General features: G+C 64.1%; 9 protein-coding genes. 3 read left to right on the forward strand and 6 right to left on the reverse strand.

Annotated features, from left to right (window positions below; all coding sequences use genetic code 11):
- The first annotated feature begins 13 nt into the window (after nucleotides 1-13).
- Nucleotides 14-847, forward strand: coding sequence for a pyrroline-5-carboxylate reductase (proC, locus tag WH303_RS17980; RefSeq protein ID WP_339520132.1), 834 nt, complete (start codon nucleotides 14-16; stop codon nucleotides 845-847).
- A gap of 196 nt (nucleotides 848-1,043) precedes the next feature.
- Nucleotides 1,044-2,324: an aspartate carbamoyltransferase gene (locus WH303_RS17985; RefSeq protein WP_021028302.1), complete on the forward strand. Its 1,281-nt coding sequence runs from the start codon at nucleotides 1,044-1,046 to the stop codon at nucleotides 2,322-2,324.
- A gap of 251 nt (nucleotides 2,325-2,575) precedes the next feature.
- Here the strand turns inward: WH303_RS17985 and WH303_RS17990 are convergent, their stop codons facing one another.
- The 6 genes from WH303_RS17990 to WH303_RS18015 all read right to left on the reverse strand — a co-directional run bounded on the left by WH303_RS17990 (nucleotide 2,576) and on the right by WH303_RS18015 (nucleotide 15,073).
- Nucleotides 2,576-7,660 (reverse strand): ExeM/NucH family extracellular endonuclease, encoded by a 5,085-nt coding sequence (locus WH303_RS17990; RefSeq protein ID WP_339520134.1) that lies wholly within the window; start codon nucleotides 7,658-7,660, stop codon nucleotides 2,576-2,578.
- A 129-nt stretch (nucleotides 7,661-7,789) separates the two neighbouring features.
- Complete coding sequence (gene ubiA / locus WH303_RS17995; protein ID WP_021028300.1) at nucleotides 7,790-8,674, reverse strand: 4-hydroxybenzoate octaprenyltransferase; 885 nt, start codon at nucleotides 8,672-8,674, stop codon at nucleotides 7,790-7,792.
- A gap of 46 nt (nucleotides 8,675-8,720) precedes the next feature.
- The gene (locus WH303_RS18000) at nucleotides 8,721-9,521 is read right to left on the reverse strand and encodes a phosphatase PAP2 family protein (protein WP_339520136.1); all 801 of its coding nucleotides are present in this window, start codon (nucleotides 9,519-9,521) and stop codon (nucleotides 8,721-8,723) included.
- Between the two features lie 193 nt (nucleotides 9,522-9,714).
- Nucleotides 9,715-10,683, reverse strand: coding sequence for a LysR substrate-binding domain-containing protein (locus WH303_RS18005; protein WP_021028298.1), 969 nt, complete (start codon nucleotides 10,681-10,683; stop codon nucleotides 9,715-9,717).
- Between the two features lie 502 nt (nucleotides 10,684-11,185).
- Nucleotides 11,186-13,429, reverse strand: coding sequence for an ATP-dependent DNA helicase RecG (gene recG / locus WH303_RS18010; protein WP_084635916.1), 2,244 nt, complete (start codon nucleotides 13,427-13,429; stop codon nucleotides 11,186-11,188).
- 87 nt (nucleotides 13,430-13,516) lie between these two features.
- Nucleotides 13,517-15,073, reverse strand: coding sequence for an ABC transporter permease/substrate-binding protein (locus WH303_RS18015; protein ID WP_339520137.1), 1,557 nt, complete (start codon nucleotides 15,071-15,073; stop codon nucleotides 13,517-13,519).
- A 158-nt stretch (nucleotides 15,074-15,231) separates the two neighbouring features.
- Between WH303_RS18015 and queA the strand changes: the two genes are divergently transcribed.
- Nucleotides 15,232-16,377, forward strand: a complete 1,146-nt coding sequence (gene queA, locus WH303_RS18020; protein ID WP_021028295.1) for a tRNA preQ1(34) S-adenosylmethionine ribosyltransferase-isomerase QueA — start codon at nucleotides 15,232-15,234, stop codon at nucleotides 16,375-16,377.
- Nucleotides 16,378-16,396 lie beyond the last annotated feature (19 nt).

Below are 16,396 nucleotides of genomic sequence, written 5' to 3' on the forward strand. Positions count from 1 at the left end.
TGCACCTGCCGCCATGTCCACTACCGATCTGTCCCAATTTCCCGCCATCGCCTTCATCGGCGGCGGCAACATGGCCAGCGCCATCATCGGCGGCCTGATCCGCCAGGGCCTGCCCCAAGACCGCATCCAGGTCGTCGAGCCCTACGAGCCCCAGCGCCAAGTGCTGCAGCAGCAGTTTGGCATCACCGCGCTGCCCGCCGCTGACAGCCGCCTGGCGCAGGCGCAGGTCGTTGTCTGGGCCGTCAAGCCGCAAACCTTTGCCCAGGCCGCTGCCGCCGTGGCCGACCACAGCCGCCATGCGCTGCACCTGAGCGTGGCCGCCGGCATCCGCAGCGACAGCATTGCCCAGTGGCTGGGCAATGACCAGATCGTGCGCGCCATGCCCAACACCCCGGCGCTGGTGGGCCAGGGCATGACGGGGCTGTTTGCGCGCCCGCAGGTGAGTGCTGCCCAGCAGCAGCTGGCCGAGCAGATCATCACCACCACCGGCCAGCTGGTCTGGGTGCAGCAGGAGTCGCAGCTCGACGCCGTCACCGCACTCTCTGGCTCGGGCCCTGCTTATGTGTTCTATTTCCTCGAGGCCATGCAGCAAGCCGGCGTGGAGATGGGCCTGCCCGCCGAGCAGGCGCTGCAGCTGGCCATCGGTACCTTCAGCGGCGCATCGGCCCTGGCCGCGCAGTCGGGCGAAGCCCCTTCGGTGCTGCGTGAGCGCGTTACCAGCAAGGGCGGCACCACCTTTGCTGCGCTGGAGCACATGCGGGCTGCCGATATCGCCGCCCACTTCATCGGCGCCATGCATGCCGCCGAGCGCCGCGCCAAGGCGCTGGGCGACGAGTTCGGCGGTTAAAACGCCGCAGCCAGCGCGCCGCCCCAGGTGAAGGCGGTGCGCCCTGGCATTGCGGCCTGGGGCCTGGCCCCCCGGGCCTGCAAGGGCCACCGTGCCATCTGCGACAAATTAAAAACGCATTGCGTATATTTCACACAGAAGTCAAACGCAAAGCGTATAATCCAGCCGCATTCACACCTTTGCACGGAGCCAGGTCATGGACAGCCAACAGGATTTTCTTCGCGACGCAATGCGCCGTTTGAACTTGACGCGCGACGCTTTTGCCGAGCGCCTGGGCGTGCGCCGCCGCACCTTGGACACCTGGCTGCTGCCCGAGGCCTCGGGCGAAGCCCGCGCCATGCCCGACATGGCGCAGAAGTTTGTCTCCGAGATCCTGTTCCGCGAAGCCGAGGGCCATGACGCCCAGAAGCACCACCGCCCGCTGGCCGAGCGCATGTCGGCCGATGGCCGGCCGCAGCTGCTGTCGGTGGCCCAGCTCGAGCGCGAAAGCCTGGAAGAATTGTTCCGCATCGCCGATGTGATGCAGCCCATTGCCCGCCGCCACAAGGTCTGCCGTGTGCTCGAAGGCGCCGTCATGGGCAGCCTGTTCTTTGAGGCCAGCACCCGCACCCGCGTGAGCTTTGGCGCCGCCTTCAGCCGCCTGGGCGGCTCGGTCTGCGACACCACCGGCTTTACCTTCTCGTCGATGGCCAAGGGCGAATCGATCTATGACACCAGCCGCGTGATGGCCGGCTATGTCGATGCGCTGGTCATTCGCCACCCCGAGCAAGGCTCGGTCGCCGAGTTTGCACGTGCGACCAACATCCCCGTCATCAACGCCGGCGACGGCCCCGGCGAGCACCCCAGCCAGGCGATCTTGGACATGTACACCATCCAGCGCGAGTTCTCGCGCCTGGGCAAGCTGATGGACGGCGCCCATATCGCGATGGTGGGCGATCTGAAGTACGGCCGCACGGTGCATTCGCTGATCCGCCTGCTGTCGCTCTACAAGGGCATGAAGTTCACGCTGATCTCGCCCAGCTCGCTGGAGATGCCCGCCTACCTGATCGAGCTGGCCTCGACCAATGGCCATGTGGTGGAGGTCTCGACCTCGCTGCAAGACCTCAAGGGCGCCGACGTGGTCTACGCCACGCGCATCCAGAAGGAGCGCTTTGCCGGTGAGAACATCGAGGGCTACACGCCCGAGTTCCAGGTGCAGAAATCGCTGGTCGATGCGGTCTGCAAGCCCGACACCATCATCATGCACCCGCTGCCGCGCGATGCCCGCGCCGGTGCCAACGATCTGTCCACCGATTTGAACCTGGATCCGCGCCTGGCCATCTTCCGCCAGACCGACAATGGCATCCCTGTGCGCATGGCTTTGTTTGCCGTTTTGATGGGCGTCGAGAGCCAGATTGCCCGTAATTTGCGCGATGTCACCTGGCGTTCTCCGGCTTTTGTAGGCCCGGATGATGCAGTGTTTGATACTTTGGATTAAACTCTGCCTTACACAACACCATGATTTGAGACATTTTTTCGAAGCCTCCACGACCTGCTTCGAAAAAATTAACGTTTTTTTCCTGCGACTCCAGTGTTAGCGGCCATCTATCGATGGCCGCTTTTTTGTCTGCGTTCGGTGCGTTTTTTGCCGCTACCCCACGGCCAGCCCGGCATGAAAAAAGGACTTGCAAGCAAGTCCTGGGTAGCGGGTGAGCCCCTGCGGCCGAGGGCCGCAAGGGCTGCTTGCGCTTAGCGACTCAGACCGAGACGGCGGCGACCCGCAGCCAGCAGACCCAGCAAGCCGCTCAGGCTCAGCAGGCTCCACAGGCCCAGGGTCGGCACCGGCACAGCGCTGCCAGCGCCTGGCGTGCCGGGATCGACGGGAGTGCCTGGATCGACCGGCACATCGGCCAGCCAGCCAGCACCACCGGGATCGGCGATCTGGCCGTTGGCGACCATGTCGTCATCACCATCACCACCATCGACGATCTGCACGGTCAGCGTATTGCCGTTCACGGCCGATGGCAGGTTGTACCAATGCGGCGTGGTGTTAGCCTTGGTGGGGCCGTACTTCCAGTACTTGGCATTGGCCGGCAGGGCTGCTGGGTACTCGATGCTCATCGTGCCATTGCCACCAATGGCGCAGCCGGTGGCCGTCCATTGCAGGGCGCCGTAAGGCACGCTCAGGCCTTGGGGCAAGGTGCCCAGCGAGGCAGCCGAAACAGCGACCGGCGCTTGCGCCAGGCGGCAGGCGTCGGCACTGGTCCACTGCACCGCAGCGCTGCCGCCACCGCCAGCGGCTGGCAGCTCCACCTCAAAGTTCTGCTCTGGCTCGGGATCGACAGGCCTGCCCTCCAGGTTCAGGCCCAGCACAATCGGGTTGTGGTCGCTGGAGCGGTAGGCATCGGCCGCGTAGAACGAGCTGACCTGTGCAGCGCTCTTGAAGTTGGTGTTGTAGTCGATGACCGGAGGCTCTTCCGCATTGATCTGCCACTTCACCACATTGCCCACCTGGCTGGCGAGCGCCGAGCTGACCAGCACATGGTCGAGCGATCCCCACAGCGTCTGGAAGCTGTACGAGTACTGGCCCGCGCCCAGCTTCTGGTAGCCATGGCCTTCCAGATAGGAGATGGGGTCTTCCTTGGCATAGGCGTTGAAGTCGCCCATCAGCACATTCTTGCCATTGCCCGCTTGCGTCGGGTTGCCTTGCAGCCAGGCTTGCAGCTGCTCGACGGCACGTTTGCGCGACTGGTTGTTGGCACCCTGGCCGTCACCGATATCGGGATCGTTGACACTGCCCTTGGACTTCAAGTGGTTGACCACCACGGTGAACTGGTCCTTGCCGCCGCCGGCCAGCGTCTTCTCGAAGGTCTGGGCCAGGGGCACGCGGTTGCCATAGGTGGCGTTGAAGGCATCGTACTGCGCCTCATCGGGCACGGCCGGCACGCCCACGGGAGCGACGCGGTCCTTGCGGTAAATCACAGCGACGGAGATCGCATCATGGCCGGCAGCGACTGCCGTCTTGCCGCCACCCGCGTTGAAAGGGCCCTTCACATAGTCATAGACCTCGCTGCCATGCTTGTCGTTCAGCGCTTTGGTCAGCGCAGCCAAGGCACTGCCAGCGCCAAAGCCGTTGTTCTGGATCTCCATCAGACCGTAGACATCGGCATCCAGACCCAGCAGGTTGCTGACGATCTTGTCGGTTTGGCGGGTCAACTCAATCGCATTGTCCGCACCCCGGCCTTCCAGCGAATCACCATAGGGGTTGTTGAACTTGGTGGTACCCAAGGTGCTGAAATAGTTCAGCACATTGGCCGAGGCCACCTTGACCGTGGGGCTGCCGATGGCCTGCTGCAGGTCCGCCACCGTGGGGCGCGCTACGCCGGTAAAGACCGGCTTTTGCAGCGGCTGCACGCGGTAGCTGGTCTGGTGGGCGCCGACCGTCGTGTCGATGAACTGGTCCAGAATGCCCTCAATCGCCGGGGTGCTGTCGCCGGCACGCAAGGTATTGCTGGCACTCAGATCCTGGCCATTGCGCCCCAGTACGGTGGCCGGGTTTTGCTTGCTGCTGCCATCGTCCAGCACGATATGGCTGCGCTTGACGGTCTCCATGTAGGCGCTGTTACCCGCCACACTGGGCGCATTCAGCTCGGTGTACTGCACCAGCTTGGCGGAGTCACTCAGGCTGACGGTGCCATAGCGGCCCAGGTAGTAGTTGTCCGTCACCACCAGCGGGCCGGTGCTGCCGGTGATGCGCACACGCATGCCTTCGTAGCGCTCCCAGTTCGCATAGGCGGGCATCGGCAGACTCAGCTCCATCATCGCAGGCAGCGCCTGCTTGGCGCCGCCATTGAGCACGCTGAAGTTCAGAATGCTGCCGCCCAGTTGGGTCAGGCCCCTGTATTCGGTGACCGAGGCGGTCAGTTGCACAGCCTGGCCTACGCTGTCGGCGCTGATGCCGGCAATGGGCGTGTTGCCGTAGAACACAAACACGGCTTCGGAGGTCTCGACATTCTTGTCGTCGTCTTCAGGCAGCGACTGGATGTAGAAGCCGCTGAGGTCAGGCAAGTAGGCGGTCACGATGCCGCGCACCGTTACAGACTGGCCCATCAGTGGCGACTCATCGCCCGAGCCTTGCACGGCCGAGATGGGGGTGGTGACCACGGGCGCCAGGTTCTGCGCGTAGCCGGGCGAGCCAATGTTGGCGGGCGTCGAAGGCTGGGCAAAGCCGTCAAGCACACCGACAGCAGCAGCGGTATAGCGCGGCTCGGACGTAGACTTGCCATCCCAAACGGCCGACACCCCATTGCCTACCGAGGTGCCCGCATTGCGCACCGCAGCGCCAGCGTGGTCACTGGTCGAGACGGCCGTTCCGCTGGAATTCTTGGCAGGCGCCACAGTCGAACCGTCAGTCGCCGGAAGTGCTTTGTTGCCATAGTTCATCGCCGCAGCAACGAAGCCATTCGCGTCGTACACCAGGACGGCATCACCCTTGCCCAGGCCTTGGCCGGCGACCAGGATGACGGCCGTGCCGGCATCCAGACCCCAGGCAGTGCGGAAGGCTTCGGGCGTAGTTTCGCTCAACACCACCAGTCGCGCACCGGCGGCCAAGATGGTGCCGTCAGGGAAGCTGCTCGGCACCGCGCCGCTGCTGTCGGTCCAGCCCCAGTTCGTCAGGTCCACGGGCGTAGTGCCGTAGTTGTACAGCTCAAAGAAATCGCCACCATCGGCATTGGAGTTGACCTCGGAGATCAGCACCTTGGCAGTCGCTGCCACGGCACTGCTGACGGTAAAGCTCAGCTTCTGCTCGGCGGCCAAGGCATTGCCGGCCATATCCTGCACCGCAGCGGCGGGCAGCACCAGGCTGTAGGTCTTGCCGGGCTGGTAGCCCGCGCTGTACTTGAAGCTCAGCGCGCTGCCATCGATGGTCACTTGCGCATCGGTCATCGGCACCGTGGCGACCACCATGCTACCGTCCATCAGCGAGATATTGCCGCTGCCGCGCTGCACGGTTTCGCTGAACTGCAGGCGCACCACCGCCGTCTTGCCGACCTCCACCGCATTTTGCAGCGGGCTGGTGCTTTGCAGCACGGGGGCGGTGGTGTCGGCAGCGACGGGGCCACCGAGCTTGACGGTATTGCCCTGGAACTGCTGTTCTGCAAAAGGCAGATCCTTGGAGACCGAGCCCTTGCCCGGCCAGATGGTGTCGCCATTGTCCTGCAGCAGCTGCACGGTCGTGCCTTGCGCGGTGCTGGTGGGGCTGACCAGGGTCTCAAAACTGCCGCCGGTGCTGCGCAGCAGGTTGTCCAGCACATTGTCCAGTTGCTGCACAACGGTGGTGCCCGGGCCATCCCAGACAAAGAATGCAAAGTTCGTGTTGACAGCGGGATCGGCCTTGCCCGGAGGGCCGGCCAGGATCAGGAACTTGCCGTCATCGGTACGCTGCATATCGCGAATGCCGCGCCCGCCCAGGTTCAGCTCGATGGGCGCGCCCAGCACAGGCGCCGTGCCCGCCACCATGGCGGCAGGGTTGGTGATCGGGATGATCAGTGCGCGGTTGCGCAGCTGCGCGCTGGCCAGCGGCGCGCGGAAGCCCAGCAGCAGCTGGCCATCAGCAGTGGCCGCCATGCCTTCGATCGAGAAACCTGCAGCGGACTCGGGCGGCACCTTGTCGGCCGACGAAGCCACAAAGCCGTAGTAGTTGGCGCCCTTGCCATGGGCATTGGTGCGGTCCCAGGTGGTCAGCTGCGTCTCCAGAGCACCGTAGGAGCCCTTGAAGGTAAATTCCGTGTTGGCGCCGGTGCCCGTCACATCCACCGCAAACAGGTGCTCGCGGTTGTCTGCCTCGCTGCCATCGGACTTGTTGCTGTGCGAGCCGGTGAAATACAGCGTGTTGCCGATGCGCGTGCCGGCCTCCAGATCCAGCTCCTTGCTCAGCCCCAGCAGGCTGCCAAATTCCCACTCCTTGATCGCCACACCGCCGCCACGGGGGTAGACGCGCAGCACATTGCCTTCGTCGTCACCCACCACCATGTAGCTGGCATCCAGCGCAATGCCGGCAGAGGCGTCCGAGCTGCCGGCCGTGGTGGCGGGCAGCGGGGTGAACATTGCCGTCTCACCAGCATCCGGGTCGACCACGGTCATCGCCGTAGGCGCCGTGCCGCCACCCTTCCAGTTCGCGGCGGTGCTGATGGCAGACAGCAGCTCGGTGGCGGTGCCTTCAGTAGCGCCCTTGGTGGTGTCGTAAGCAAAGTTGTTTTGTTTGACCAGTGCAATCGCGGTACTGCCATTGACCAGACCTGGTGGCAACGCCGAGGTGTTGGTATTGGTGGCATCGCCGTCCCAGGTGCCGCCCGTCACGTTGTTCAACGCATACAGAAACTTGGGAGCTGCCTCATCACCCTGGTAGACCAGCAGACTGTCGCCAGAGCCGGACAGATCGAAGGCGCCCTTGACTGCGATAGAGCCATAGTTGACAGCGCGAGGGTTCTTGTCTGCGGAGGTAATGGTTACGACCGTGCCAGCAGACAGTGCCGTGGTAGCCTGCCAGGTCAGCACACCTTCGCCGGTACGAAATGCACCAGCACTGGTCCAGCCGTTATCAGTAATACGGATCTCGGTACCCGCCTCCACATCACGCAGCAAGACCAAGCTGACCGAATCGGGTGAGGTAGAAGCAAAACCGACCACCGCCACTTCACCAGCGGCAAGGGTGGTCTGTGCAGAAGCGGGCAGCACGCTGGCAGCCAGCAGCAAGGCAGCGGCGAGCGAGAGGCCCTGGGATGCACGCACGCTGGCGCGGCATGCAGACGAAATCGAGCGAAGAGCAAACATGACAGCTTAGGAGGGAGTGGCAAACAACCTCCGTTTGTCGCCGCTGGCGATGAAAGCTCCGTGTCAGGAACTGTAAGCGTTCCCAAAAACCGACATTGCCGCCCTTGTCACCACCCGGTCACAGCCAGGTCACAGCGCAAAGGCAAGCGCCACGCCGGCAAACAGGCTCACTCCAATCCAATGGCTTTTGCTGAAGGCCGTAAAGCAGCCTTCGCGCGTGCGCTGGCGGATAAGGCTGTAGTGCCACAGCATCTGCGCGGCGGCCACGGCCACACCCAGCCACCAGGGCCAGGCCAGCTGCAAGGGGGCCAGCGCCAGCACCGTCAGGCCCAGGCAGACCACAAAGAAGGCCATGATGGCGGCAACATCAAAACGGCCCAAGGTGATGGCCGAGGTCTTCATGCCGATTTTCAGATCGTCATCACGGTCGACCATCGCGTACTCGGTGTCATAGGCCAGCACCATGCACATATTGGCGAGCCACAAGAGCCAGGCCATCATCGGCACCTGGCCTTGCACGGCAGCAAATGCAATCAGCACCCCAAAGTTGAAGGCGATACCCAAGAACGCTTGGGGCATTGCAAAGAAGCGCTTGGTAAATGGGTAGAGGATGGTGAACAGCACCGCAGGCACCGACCAGGCCACCGCTTCCCAGCGCGTGGTCAGCACCAGTGCCAGCGACAGCAAAGTGAGGACCACGCCGACCATCGCCGCCTCGAACACCGAAATCTTGCCCGTGGTGATGGGGCGCTGCGCCGTGCGTTTGACATGCAGGTCGAACTTACGGTCGGCAATGTCATTGATGCAGCAGCCGGCGCTGCGCATCAGAAATGTGCCCAGCACAAACACCAGCACCAGATGCCAGCCCGGAAAGCCCCCCGACGCCGCCCACAGCGCCACCAAGGTAGGCCAGACCAGCACCAGCCAGCCGGCAGGCCGGTTGAAGCGGATCAGATCCAGGTACAGCGCAAAGCGCTCAGACAGCGAGATGGAGGGATGGGCAGCAGCAGACATAGGGGGCAAGCATAGCCTCACAGCGCTACCCTGTGCCCCGTCTTTGTCAATTTTGGCGCCCGCCCCGCCCCAGCACCAGGGCCGCCAGCGCGCACCAGGCCAGGCCCAGCAGCGCGCCAGCGAGCACATCGCTGGCAAAGTGCGCCTGCAGCAGGATGCGGCTGAGCGCGATGATGGCCACCAGGACAGCGCAGACCCAGGCCAGAGCGCGGCTTGCAGCAGGCGAGAGCCGGCCGCGCAGCACCAGCCACAGCAGGCCATAGACCACCACGGCGCCGGAGGTGTGGCCGCTGGGAAAGCTGGCGCCCGATGTCAGCATCTCATGGAGCACCTCGGGGCGGGCGCGGTCCAGCAGGTTTTTCAAAAGGCGCACCGCCAGGCCATTGAGGCCGATAAAAAACACCCAGGCCCACAAGGCATGCCACTGCGCGCCCAGCGCCAACCAGCCCGCCACCAGCAGCACCATGACCACCAGCCAGCGCACATCGCCCGCAGCGGTCAGCACATGCAGAACCTCACGCACCGGCGCCGAGACATGGTCTTGCGCCCACTGCTGGGCCCCTGCATCGGCCGCCATCAAGCGGGCATGGCCGGCATGCTCCGGGTAGACCACCACCCAGGCCAGCATCGCAAACACCAGCAGGCAGCCCGCTGCCACGCTCAAGGGCATGCCCACGGACTGCTTGGCGGCATACAGCACGGCCGTCTGCCTGCGCGGCAGCCAGCGCCAAACCAGCGCCCCTGCCAGCAACCAGGTAACCAGCAGCGCCGGCATCCAGGCATCCAGCATGGCCAAGACCTGAAAGACAATGCCCGATCCCCCAGGCAGCTGACTGCTCTGGGCCATCGCTTGCTCGGCACCGAAAAGCATCAGAGCAGCAAAACTCAGACCCTGGCGGCACAGACCTCGGCCGGCGGCCAACGACAACAGCCGCGGCAGCGGCAACAACACAGACAACACGTTCACAACACCCCAGAAAATACAAAACCCCATGCAGGCATGCCGTGCATGGGGTCCAAAAGAAACCGTGCAGCGCGCTTTAGGCTTGCAGCATGGTCACGCCTGGCAGGTTGCAGGCGAAGATGGCATTGCGCAGCGCGGCAATGGCTTCGTAGCGGGTAAAGCTGCGGCGCCACACCAGCACCACGCGGCGCTTGGGTGCCTCGTCGTTGATCTCGTCGGTCAGCGGGATGTAGCGGATATGGGTCTCGTCCGACTTGCGGCGGCGCACACCCTTTTCCAGCGCATCCTTGGGCACCGACAGACGCGGCACCAGGGTCACACCCATGCCGGCAGCCACCATGTGCTTGATGGTCTCGAGCGACGAGCCTTCAAAGGTGCGGCGGATGCCTTCGGTGTTGCTGGAGTAGCGGGCGAACTCGGGGCAGACTTCGAGCACATGGTCACGGAAGCAGTGGCCAGCGCCCAACAGCAGCATGGTTTCGTTCTTCAGCTCGCTGGCCGAGATGCTGTCACGCGTGGCCAGCGGGTGCACGCTGGGCACGGCCGCAAAGAAGGGCTCGTCATACAGCGGGGCCATGGCCAGACCGGTATCGGGGAAGGGCTCGGCCACGATGGCGCAGTCGATCTCACCGGTACGCAGCATTTCCAGCAGCTTGGCGGTCATGTTCTCGTTGATCATCAACGGCATCTGCGGCGTGCGCTCGATGGACTGGCGCACCAGCTCGGGCAGCAAATATGGGCCGATGGTATAGATCACACCCAGGGTGAGCACACCGGCGAGCGGGTCCTTGCCGCGTTTGGCAATTTCCTTGATCGCTGCGGCCTGGTCCAGCACGATTTGCGCCTGGCGCACGATCTGGTCACCCAGACTGGTGACCGACACTTCCGAGGCACTGCGTTCAAACAGCTTGACCTCGAGTTCTTCCTCCAGCTTTTTGATGGCGACAGACAAGGTTGGTTGCGACACGTAGCAGGCATCAGCGGCGCGGCCGAAATGCCTTTCACGGGCGACAGCAACAATATATTTGAGCTCTGTAAGTGTCATGTCAGTTTTTAGTGCGAATCGCGTATTGTGCATGGCCTGTGCACCGCCTGGCTATAGCGCCAAGAGGACAAAGTGCCACACTGTGTTTCATCAGAACCGCAAGCTATGAGTTGTACTCTATTCCGGAGCACCATGGGTACCAATGATCGACAACAAAAATAGCATTAATCTATTATGCGTCAAATGCAAGCGCTTGCTCACCGCCCACGTAGGTAAATATGGATGCTGGTATTTACACAATGCTACATAGTCATGCACCTACTTGCTTCGCTACCTCCCTGTTTCATAAGACATATTTGCGATTTTTGCCACCGCAATACGCCATAAATCCAGTGACAGGATGCGTTTACCATCCTCTATTCAAGCAACACCATCATCATTTTGCGCAGCACCCATAGCACGAATCAATCAATATTTACCTAAATTTCGTCGTGTTTTTGCAACTTTTGAATCTTGTTTGCAATGCTGCCATGCAACCTAACTGGTAGCTATGTACTAGTTTTCAAGCTTTGAGGTACTCGGCCTTGCCGCCCAGCCAGCGCAAAACATGGCTGGCCGCCAGATCCGGCCAGCGGTCCAGCATATGCGGTGCCAGCTCCCGCGCCCATTCCAGCAGATGCTTGTCGGCCTCCAGATCGGCAAAACGCAGCAACGGCGCCCCCGACTGGCGCGCGCCCAGAAACTCCCCCGGCCCCCGGATTTCCAGATCGCGCCGGGCAATCTCGAAGCCATCCGAGGTTTCGGCCATCGCCCGCAGGCGCTCCTTGGCCGTTTCGCCCAGTTTGCCGTTGTCTCCCACCGCGTAGAGCAGCACACAGGCCGATGCGGCAGCGCCCCGGCCCACCCGGCCGCGCAGCTGGTGCAGCTGGCTCAGGCCAAAGCGTTCGGCATGCTCGATCACCATCAGGCTGGCATTGGGCACATCGACGCCCACTTCAATCACCGTCGTGGAGACCAGCACGCCCATCACCCCTTCGCTGAACAAAGCCATGACCGCCTTTTTCTCGGCCGTCGGCATGCGCGAATGCAAAAGACCCACCATGACCCCGGGAAGCGCCTCGCTCAGATCGGTATGGGTCGCGGTGGCATTGGACAGGTCCAGCGCCTCGCTCTCTTCAATGAGCGGGCAGACCCAGTAGACCTGCCTCCCTTGGGCAATCTGGTCGGCAATGCGCGAGACCACCTCATCGCGCCGGCTGTCGCTGATCAGCTTGGTGACCACCGGCGTGCGGCCCGGGGGCAGCTCGTCGATGGTGGACACATCCAGGTCGGCGTAATAGCTCATCGCCAAGGTGCGCGGGATGGGTGTGGCGCTCATCATCAGCATATGCGGCTCCATGCCGGTGGACAGCAGCTTTTGCCGCAGCGCCAGCCGCTGGGCCACGCCAAAGCGGTGCTGCTCGTCGATGACGGCCAGCCCCAGCTTCTGGAACTGCACCTGGTCCTGGATAACGGCATGCGTGCCCACCACCAGCGCGGCCTCGCCGCTCTCGACCAGGGCCAGCATCTCAGCGCGCTGCTTTTTCTTTTGCGCACCGGCCAGCCAGGCCACCTTGAGGCCACGTGGCGCCAGCAGGGGCTCGAGCCAACCCACCAGCTTGGCAAAATGCTGCTCGGCCAGGATTTCGGTCGGCGCCATCAACGCGCACTGCCAGCCCGCATCGATGGCGATCACCGCCGACAGCGCCGCCACAATGGTCTTGCCCGATCCCACATCGCCTTGCAGCAGGCGGTGCATCGGTATGTTGCGCCCCAGGTCGCGCGCAATTTCCTCGCAGACCCGGCGCTGCGCCCCGGTCAGCGCAAAGGGCAGCGCAGCCAGAAACTGCTCATGCAGGTTCAGGCTGCCATCGGCCATGCGCTGCGCCACCAGCGCCGGTGCGCGCAGGCGGTCACGCTCGCGCTTGGCCGTCAGCTGCGACAGCTGCTGGGCCAGCAGCTCCTCGGCCTTGAGGCGCTGCCAGGCCGGGTGGCTGTGGTCCTCCAAGGTCGCCAGCGCCACATCGGGCGTGGGGTGGTGCAAAAACTGTAGCGCCTCGCGCAAGGTGTAGGCACGGCCCAGGCCGCCCTCGCCCTGGTAGCGGGCATAGGGCAGGTCCACACCGGGTGGCAGGGTTTCGCTCAGGTCAGCGCGCTGCACGCCGCTGATCACCGCGCGGCGCAGATAGGGCTGGGGCAGCCCAGCCGTGGTGGGGTAGACGGGGGTGAGCGACTGGGGCAGCTCGCCACCGGCCAGGCGAAAGGCCGGGTGCAGCATTTGCCGGCCCCAAAAGCCCCCCTTGACTTCGCCACGGATGCGCAAGGTATTGCCCACGGCCATGGTCTTTTGGTGCGAGGGGTAGAAGCTGAAAAAGCGCAGCTCGCAGGGATCGCCATTGGCGTCTTCCACCCGCACCACCAGCTGGCGGCGCGGGCGCAGCTGCACATCGGCCGACACCACGGTTGCCTCGATCTGCGCCACCTCGCCGTCGCGGGCATTGCGCAGCGCAATGATGCGGGTCTCATCCTCGTAGCGCAGCGGCAGGTGCAGGGCCAGATCGATATCGCGCGTCAGTCCCAGCTTGGCCAGCGCTTGCTGGGCCGGGTTCTTGGCAGGGGTCTTCGCTGGGCCATTTGCGGTATTGGTGGCGCTGGCGGCAGGCGCTGCACCAGGCGTCGCCACCGCTAGCTTGCGCGGCCGGCCAGGCTTGCGCCCCTTGGCGGGCGCGGCGTCATCAGCAGAGTTGGCAGGCGTGGCAGCAGACATGGAGGCAGTTTCAGCAATGCTGCATTCTGGCATGCTTTGCCGCACGACTGGTTAAAAAGACAGTGCCCCTGCAGGCCGCCCGCAGCATCAGCGCCGCACGCGACGGCGCCGCAGATAGCGCTCCCAGAGATCAAACACCAGCTCAGACAGCAGCGCCAGCGCCGCAGCGGGCAAGGCGCCAGCCATCATCAGCGCGCTGTCGTTCAGTGCCAGACCCGTCACAATGCGCTCACCCAGGCCGCCTGCACCAATAAAGGCCGCAATCGTGGCCGTGCCAATGCCGATCGCGCAGGCGGTGCGGATACCCGCCACCACGGTGGGCATCGCAATCGGCAGCTCCACCCAGCGCATGCGCTGCGGCCGCGTCATGCCTAGGGCCGAGCCCGCGCTGCGCAAACCCGGCGATACCTCCGCGAGGCCCGCGCAGGTGTTGCTCAGAATAGGCAAGATGGAATAGGCCGTCAGCGCCACCAGCGCAGGCAGCCGCCCGATCACGCCAAACCAGGCGATCAGCACCGCCAGCAGCGCCAGCGACGGAATTGTCTGCAGCACCCCGGCAGCGCCCAGCGCCAAGGCCCGCGAGCGTGCATGCGGAAACAGCATGATGCCGGCAGGCACCGCCATCAGCGCCGCCACCCCTACCGATATGAGCACCAGCGCCAGATGCTGCGCGGTCAGCCGCCACAGATCGGGGGCGACCAGACGCGCCCACAGCCTTGAGGCAAAGCTGGGCTGTGCTGCAGCCTTCTGGTCGCTTGCCGTCGATCCCTGGGCTTGGGACGCCCCACCCGCCAGAAACTGCTTGGCAATCTCGGCAAAGCCCTGGCCCTGCAGCTCGGCCTGGGCGTTCATGCCAATCATCGCCGCTTCGCTGATCCGGCCCTGCAGCTTTTGCAAGGCCGCCCAGGCCACCGGCTTTTGCAGGGGCAGGTCCTGGCGGTAGAGCAGCAGCGCGTCATAGCGCGGGAAATAGGCCTTGTCATCCTCCAGCACCAAGAGGCCCAGGTGGTCGATCTTGGCATCGGTGGTGTAGATATCCATCACATCGATGTGCTGCTGCGTGATGGCTTCATAAGCCAGGCCATGGTCCAGCCCCTGGGGCTTGGCCTGCAAGCTATAGCGCTGGGCCAGGCCCGGCCAGCCGTCACCCCGGCCGATGAATTCGTTCGACAGGCCATAGCGCAACTCGCTGTGGCGCGCCAGATCGCCAAGCGTGCGGATGCCCAGCTCCTCGGCCTGCTTGCGGCGCATCGCCAGCGCATAGCCGTCGTTAAAGCCCAAGGGCACACCCACCGCCAGGCCCTGCGGCGCCAGCGCTTCGTTCAGCGATGCCAGGTCGCTGCCCTTGGCATGCTTGGCAATCTCCAGTGCAATGGTGCCGCTGTACTCGGCATAGACATCGATCTGGCCGGAGCGCAAGGCCTCGTAGACGATGGCGGTATTGCCCAGACCCTGGCGCACCTGGGTCTTGACGCCAGCGGCCTGGGCCTGCTGCGCCATGATCTCGGCCAGCACATAGGATTCGGTAAAGCGCTTGGAGCCCACGCGCAGCGTTTCCTCCTGCGCGGCACTGGCAGCGGGGCCCGCCAGCGCGCCCAGAACCCAGACCAGCCAGACGGTCATCAAGTGGCGAAGACGTTGCATCGGGCCACTATAGCAACTGCGCCGCCCCAGCACGTAGGAGGCGACCACCAACGCCCCCAAGCCCGCGCAGCCTGCTACGCCTCTGCGGCGGTGGCACAATCGCCCCCTTGTTTTGATCCCTGTGAGCTGCGGGTGTGTTCCGCCTGCATGAGCCAACGATGACTGCCTTCTCCGGTGCCCGCCGCACATTTCAGCTGAGCGATTTCGATTTCGAACTGCCCGAAGCACTGATTGCCCAACACCCGGCTGCCGAGCGCAGCGGCTCCCGCCTGCTGGATGCACGCGAGCCCGGCCTGGTGGACCGCCGCTTCCACGAGCTGCCCGATCTGCTGCAGGCCGGTGATCTGTTGGTCTTCAACGACACCCAGGTGATCAAGGCGCGCATCTTTGGCGAGAAATCCAGCGGCGGCAAGATCGAGCTGCTGATCGAGCGCGTGCTGCAGGACAACGAAGTCGTCGCGCACATGAAGGTCAGCAAGAAGCCGGCCGTGGGCGGCGTGCTGCACATGATGGGTGGCAAGAAGGCCGGTGGCTTTGATGCCACCTTGCTGGGCCGCTGGCCCAACGAGATGGGCGCGCTGTTCCGCCTGCGCCTGAGCGGCCCCAACGGCGAGTCGCCCTGGGAGCTGATGCAGCAGCACGGCCACATCCCCCTGCCCCCTTATATTGAGCGCGAACAGCAGACCGGCCAGGACCCCAACCAGGCCGAGGACGAGCAGCGCTACCAGACCGTGTTTGCCAAGAACCCCGGCGCCGTGGCCGCCCCCACCGCCGCGCTGCACTTTGACGAAAAGGTGCTGGCGGCGCTGGAAGCCAAGGGCGTGGAGCGCGCCAGCGTGACCTTGCATGTGGGCGCGGGCACTTTCCAGCCGGTCAAGACCGAGAACCTCAAAGACCACCAGATGCACAGCGAGTGGTACAACATTCCGCTGCCCACCCTGGCGGCGCTGGAGCGTTGCCGCCTGCGCGGTGGCCGGGTCATTGCGGTGGGCACCACCACGGTGCGCACGCTGGAATCCTGGGCCCGCACCGGCCAGCTCTCGGACGACACCAATATCTTCATCACGCCCGGCTTCCCGTTCCGCGTGGTCGACATGCTGGTCACCAACTTTCACCTGCCCAAGAGCAGCCTGATGATGCTGGTCAGCGCCTTTGCCGGCTATGAGCACATCATGGGTCTGTACCAGCACGCGATTGCGCAAGAGTACCGCTTCTTCAGCTATGGCGACTCGATGCTGCTGCAGCGCCAAAAGGAGCCGGCTGCGGCCGACGCGGCCACCGAGCAGACGCCTGCTGCGTTCTGACGACCACGGCCGGGCTCCA

Source organism: Comamonas sp. MYb69, from assembly GCF_037479315.1.
GTDB lineage: Bacteria > Pseudomonadota > Gammaproteobacteria > Burkholderiales > Burkholderiaceae_C > Comamonas.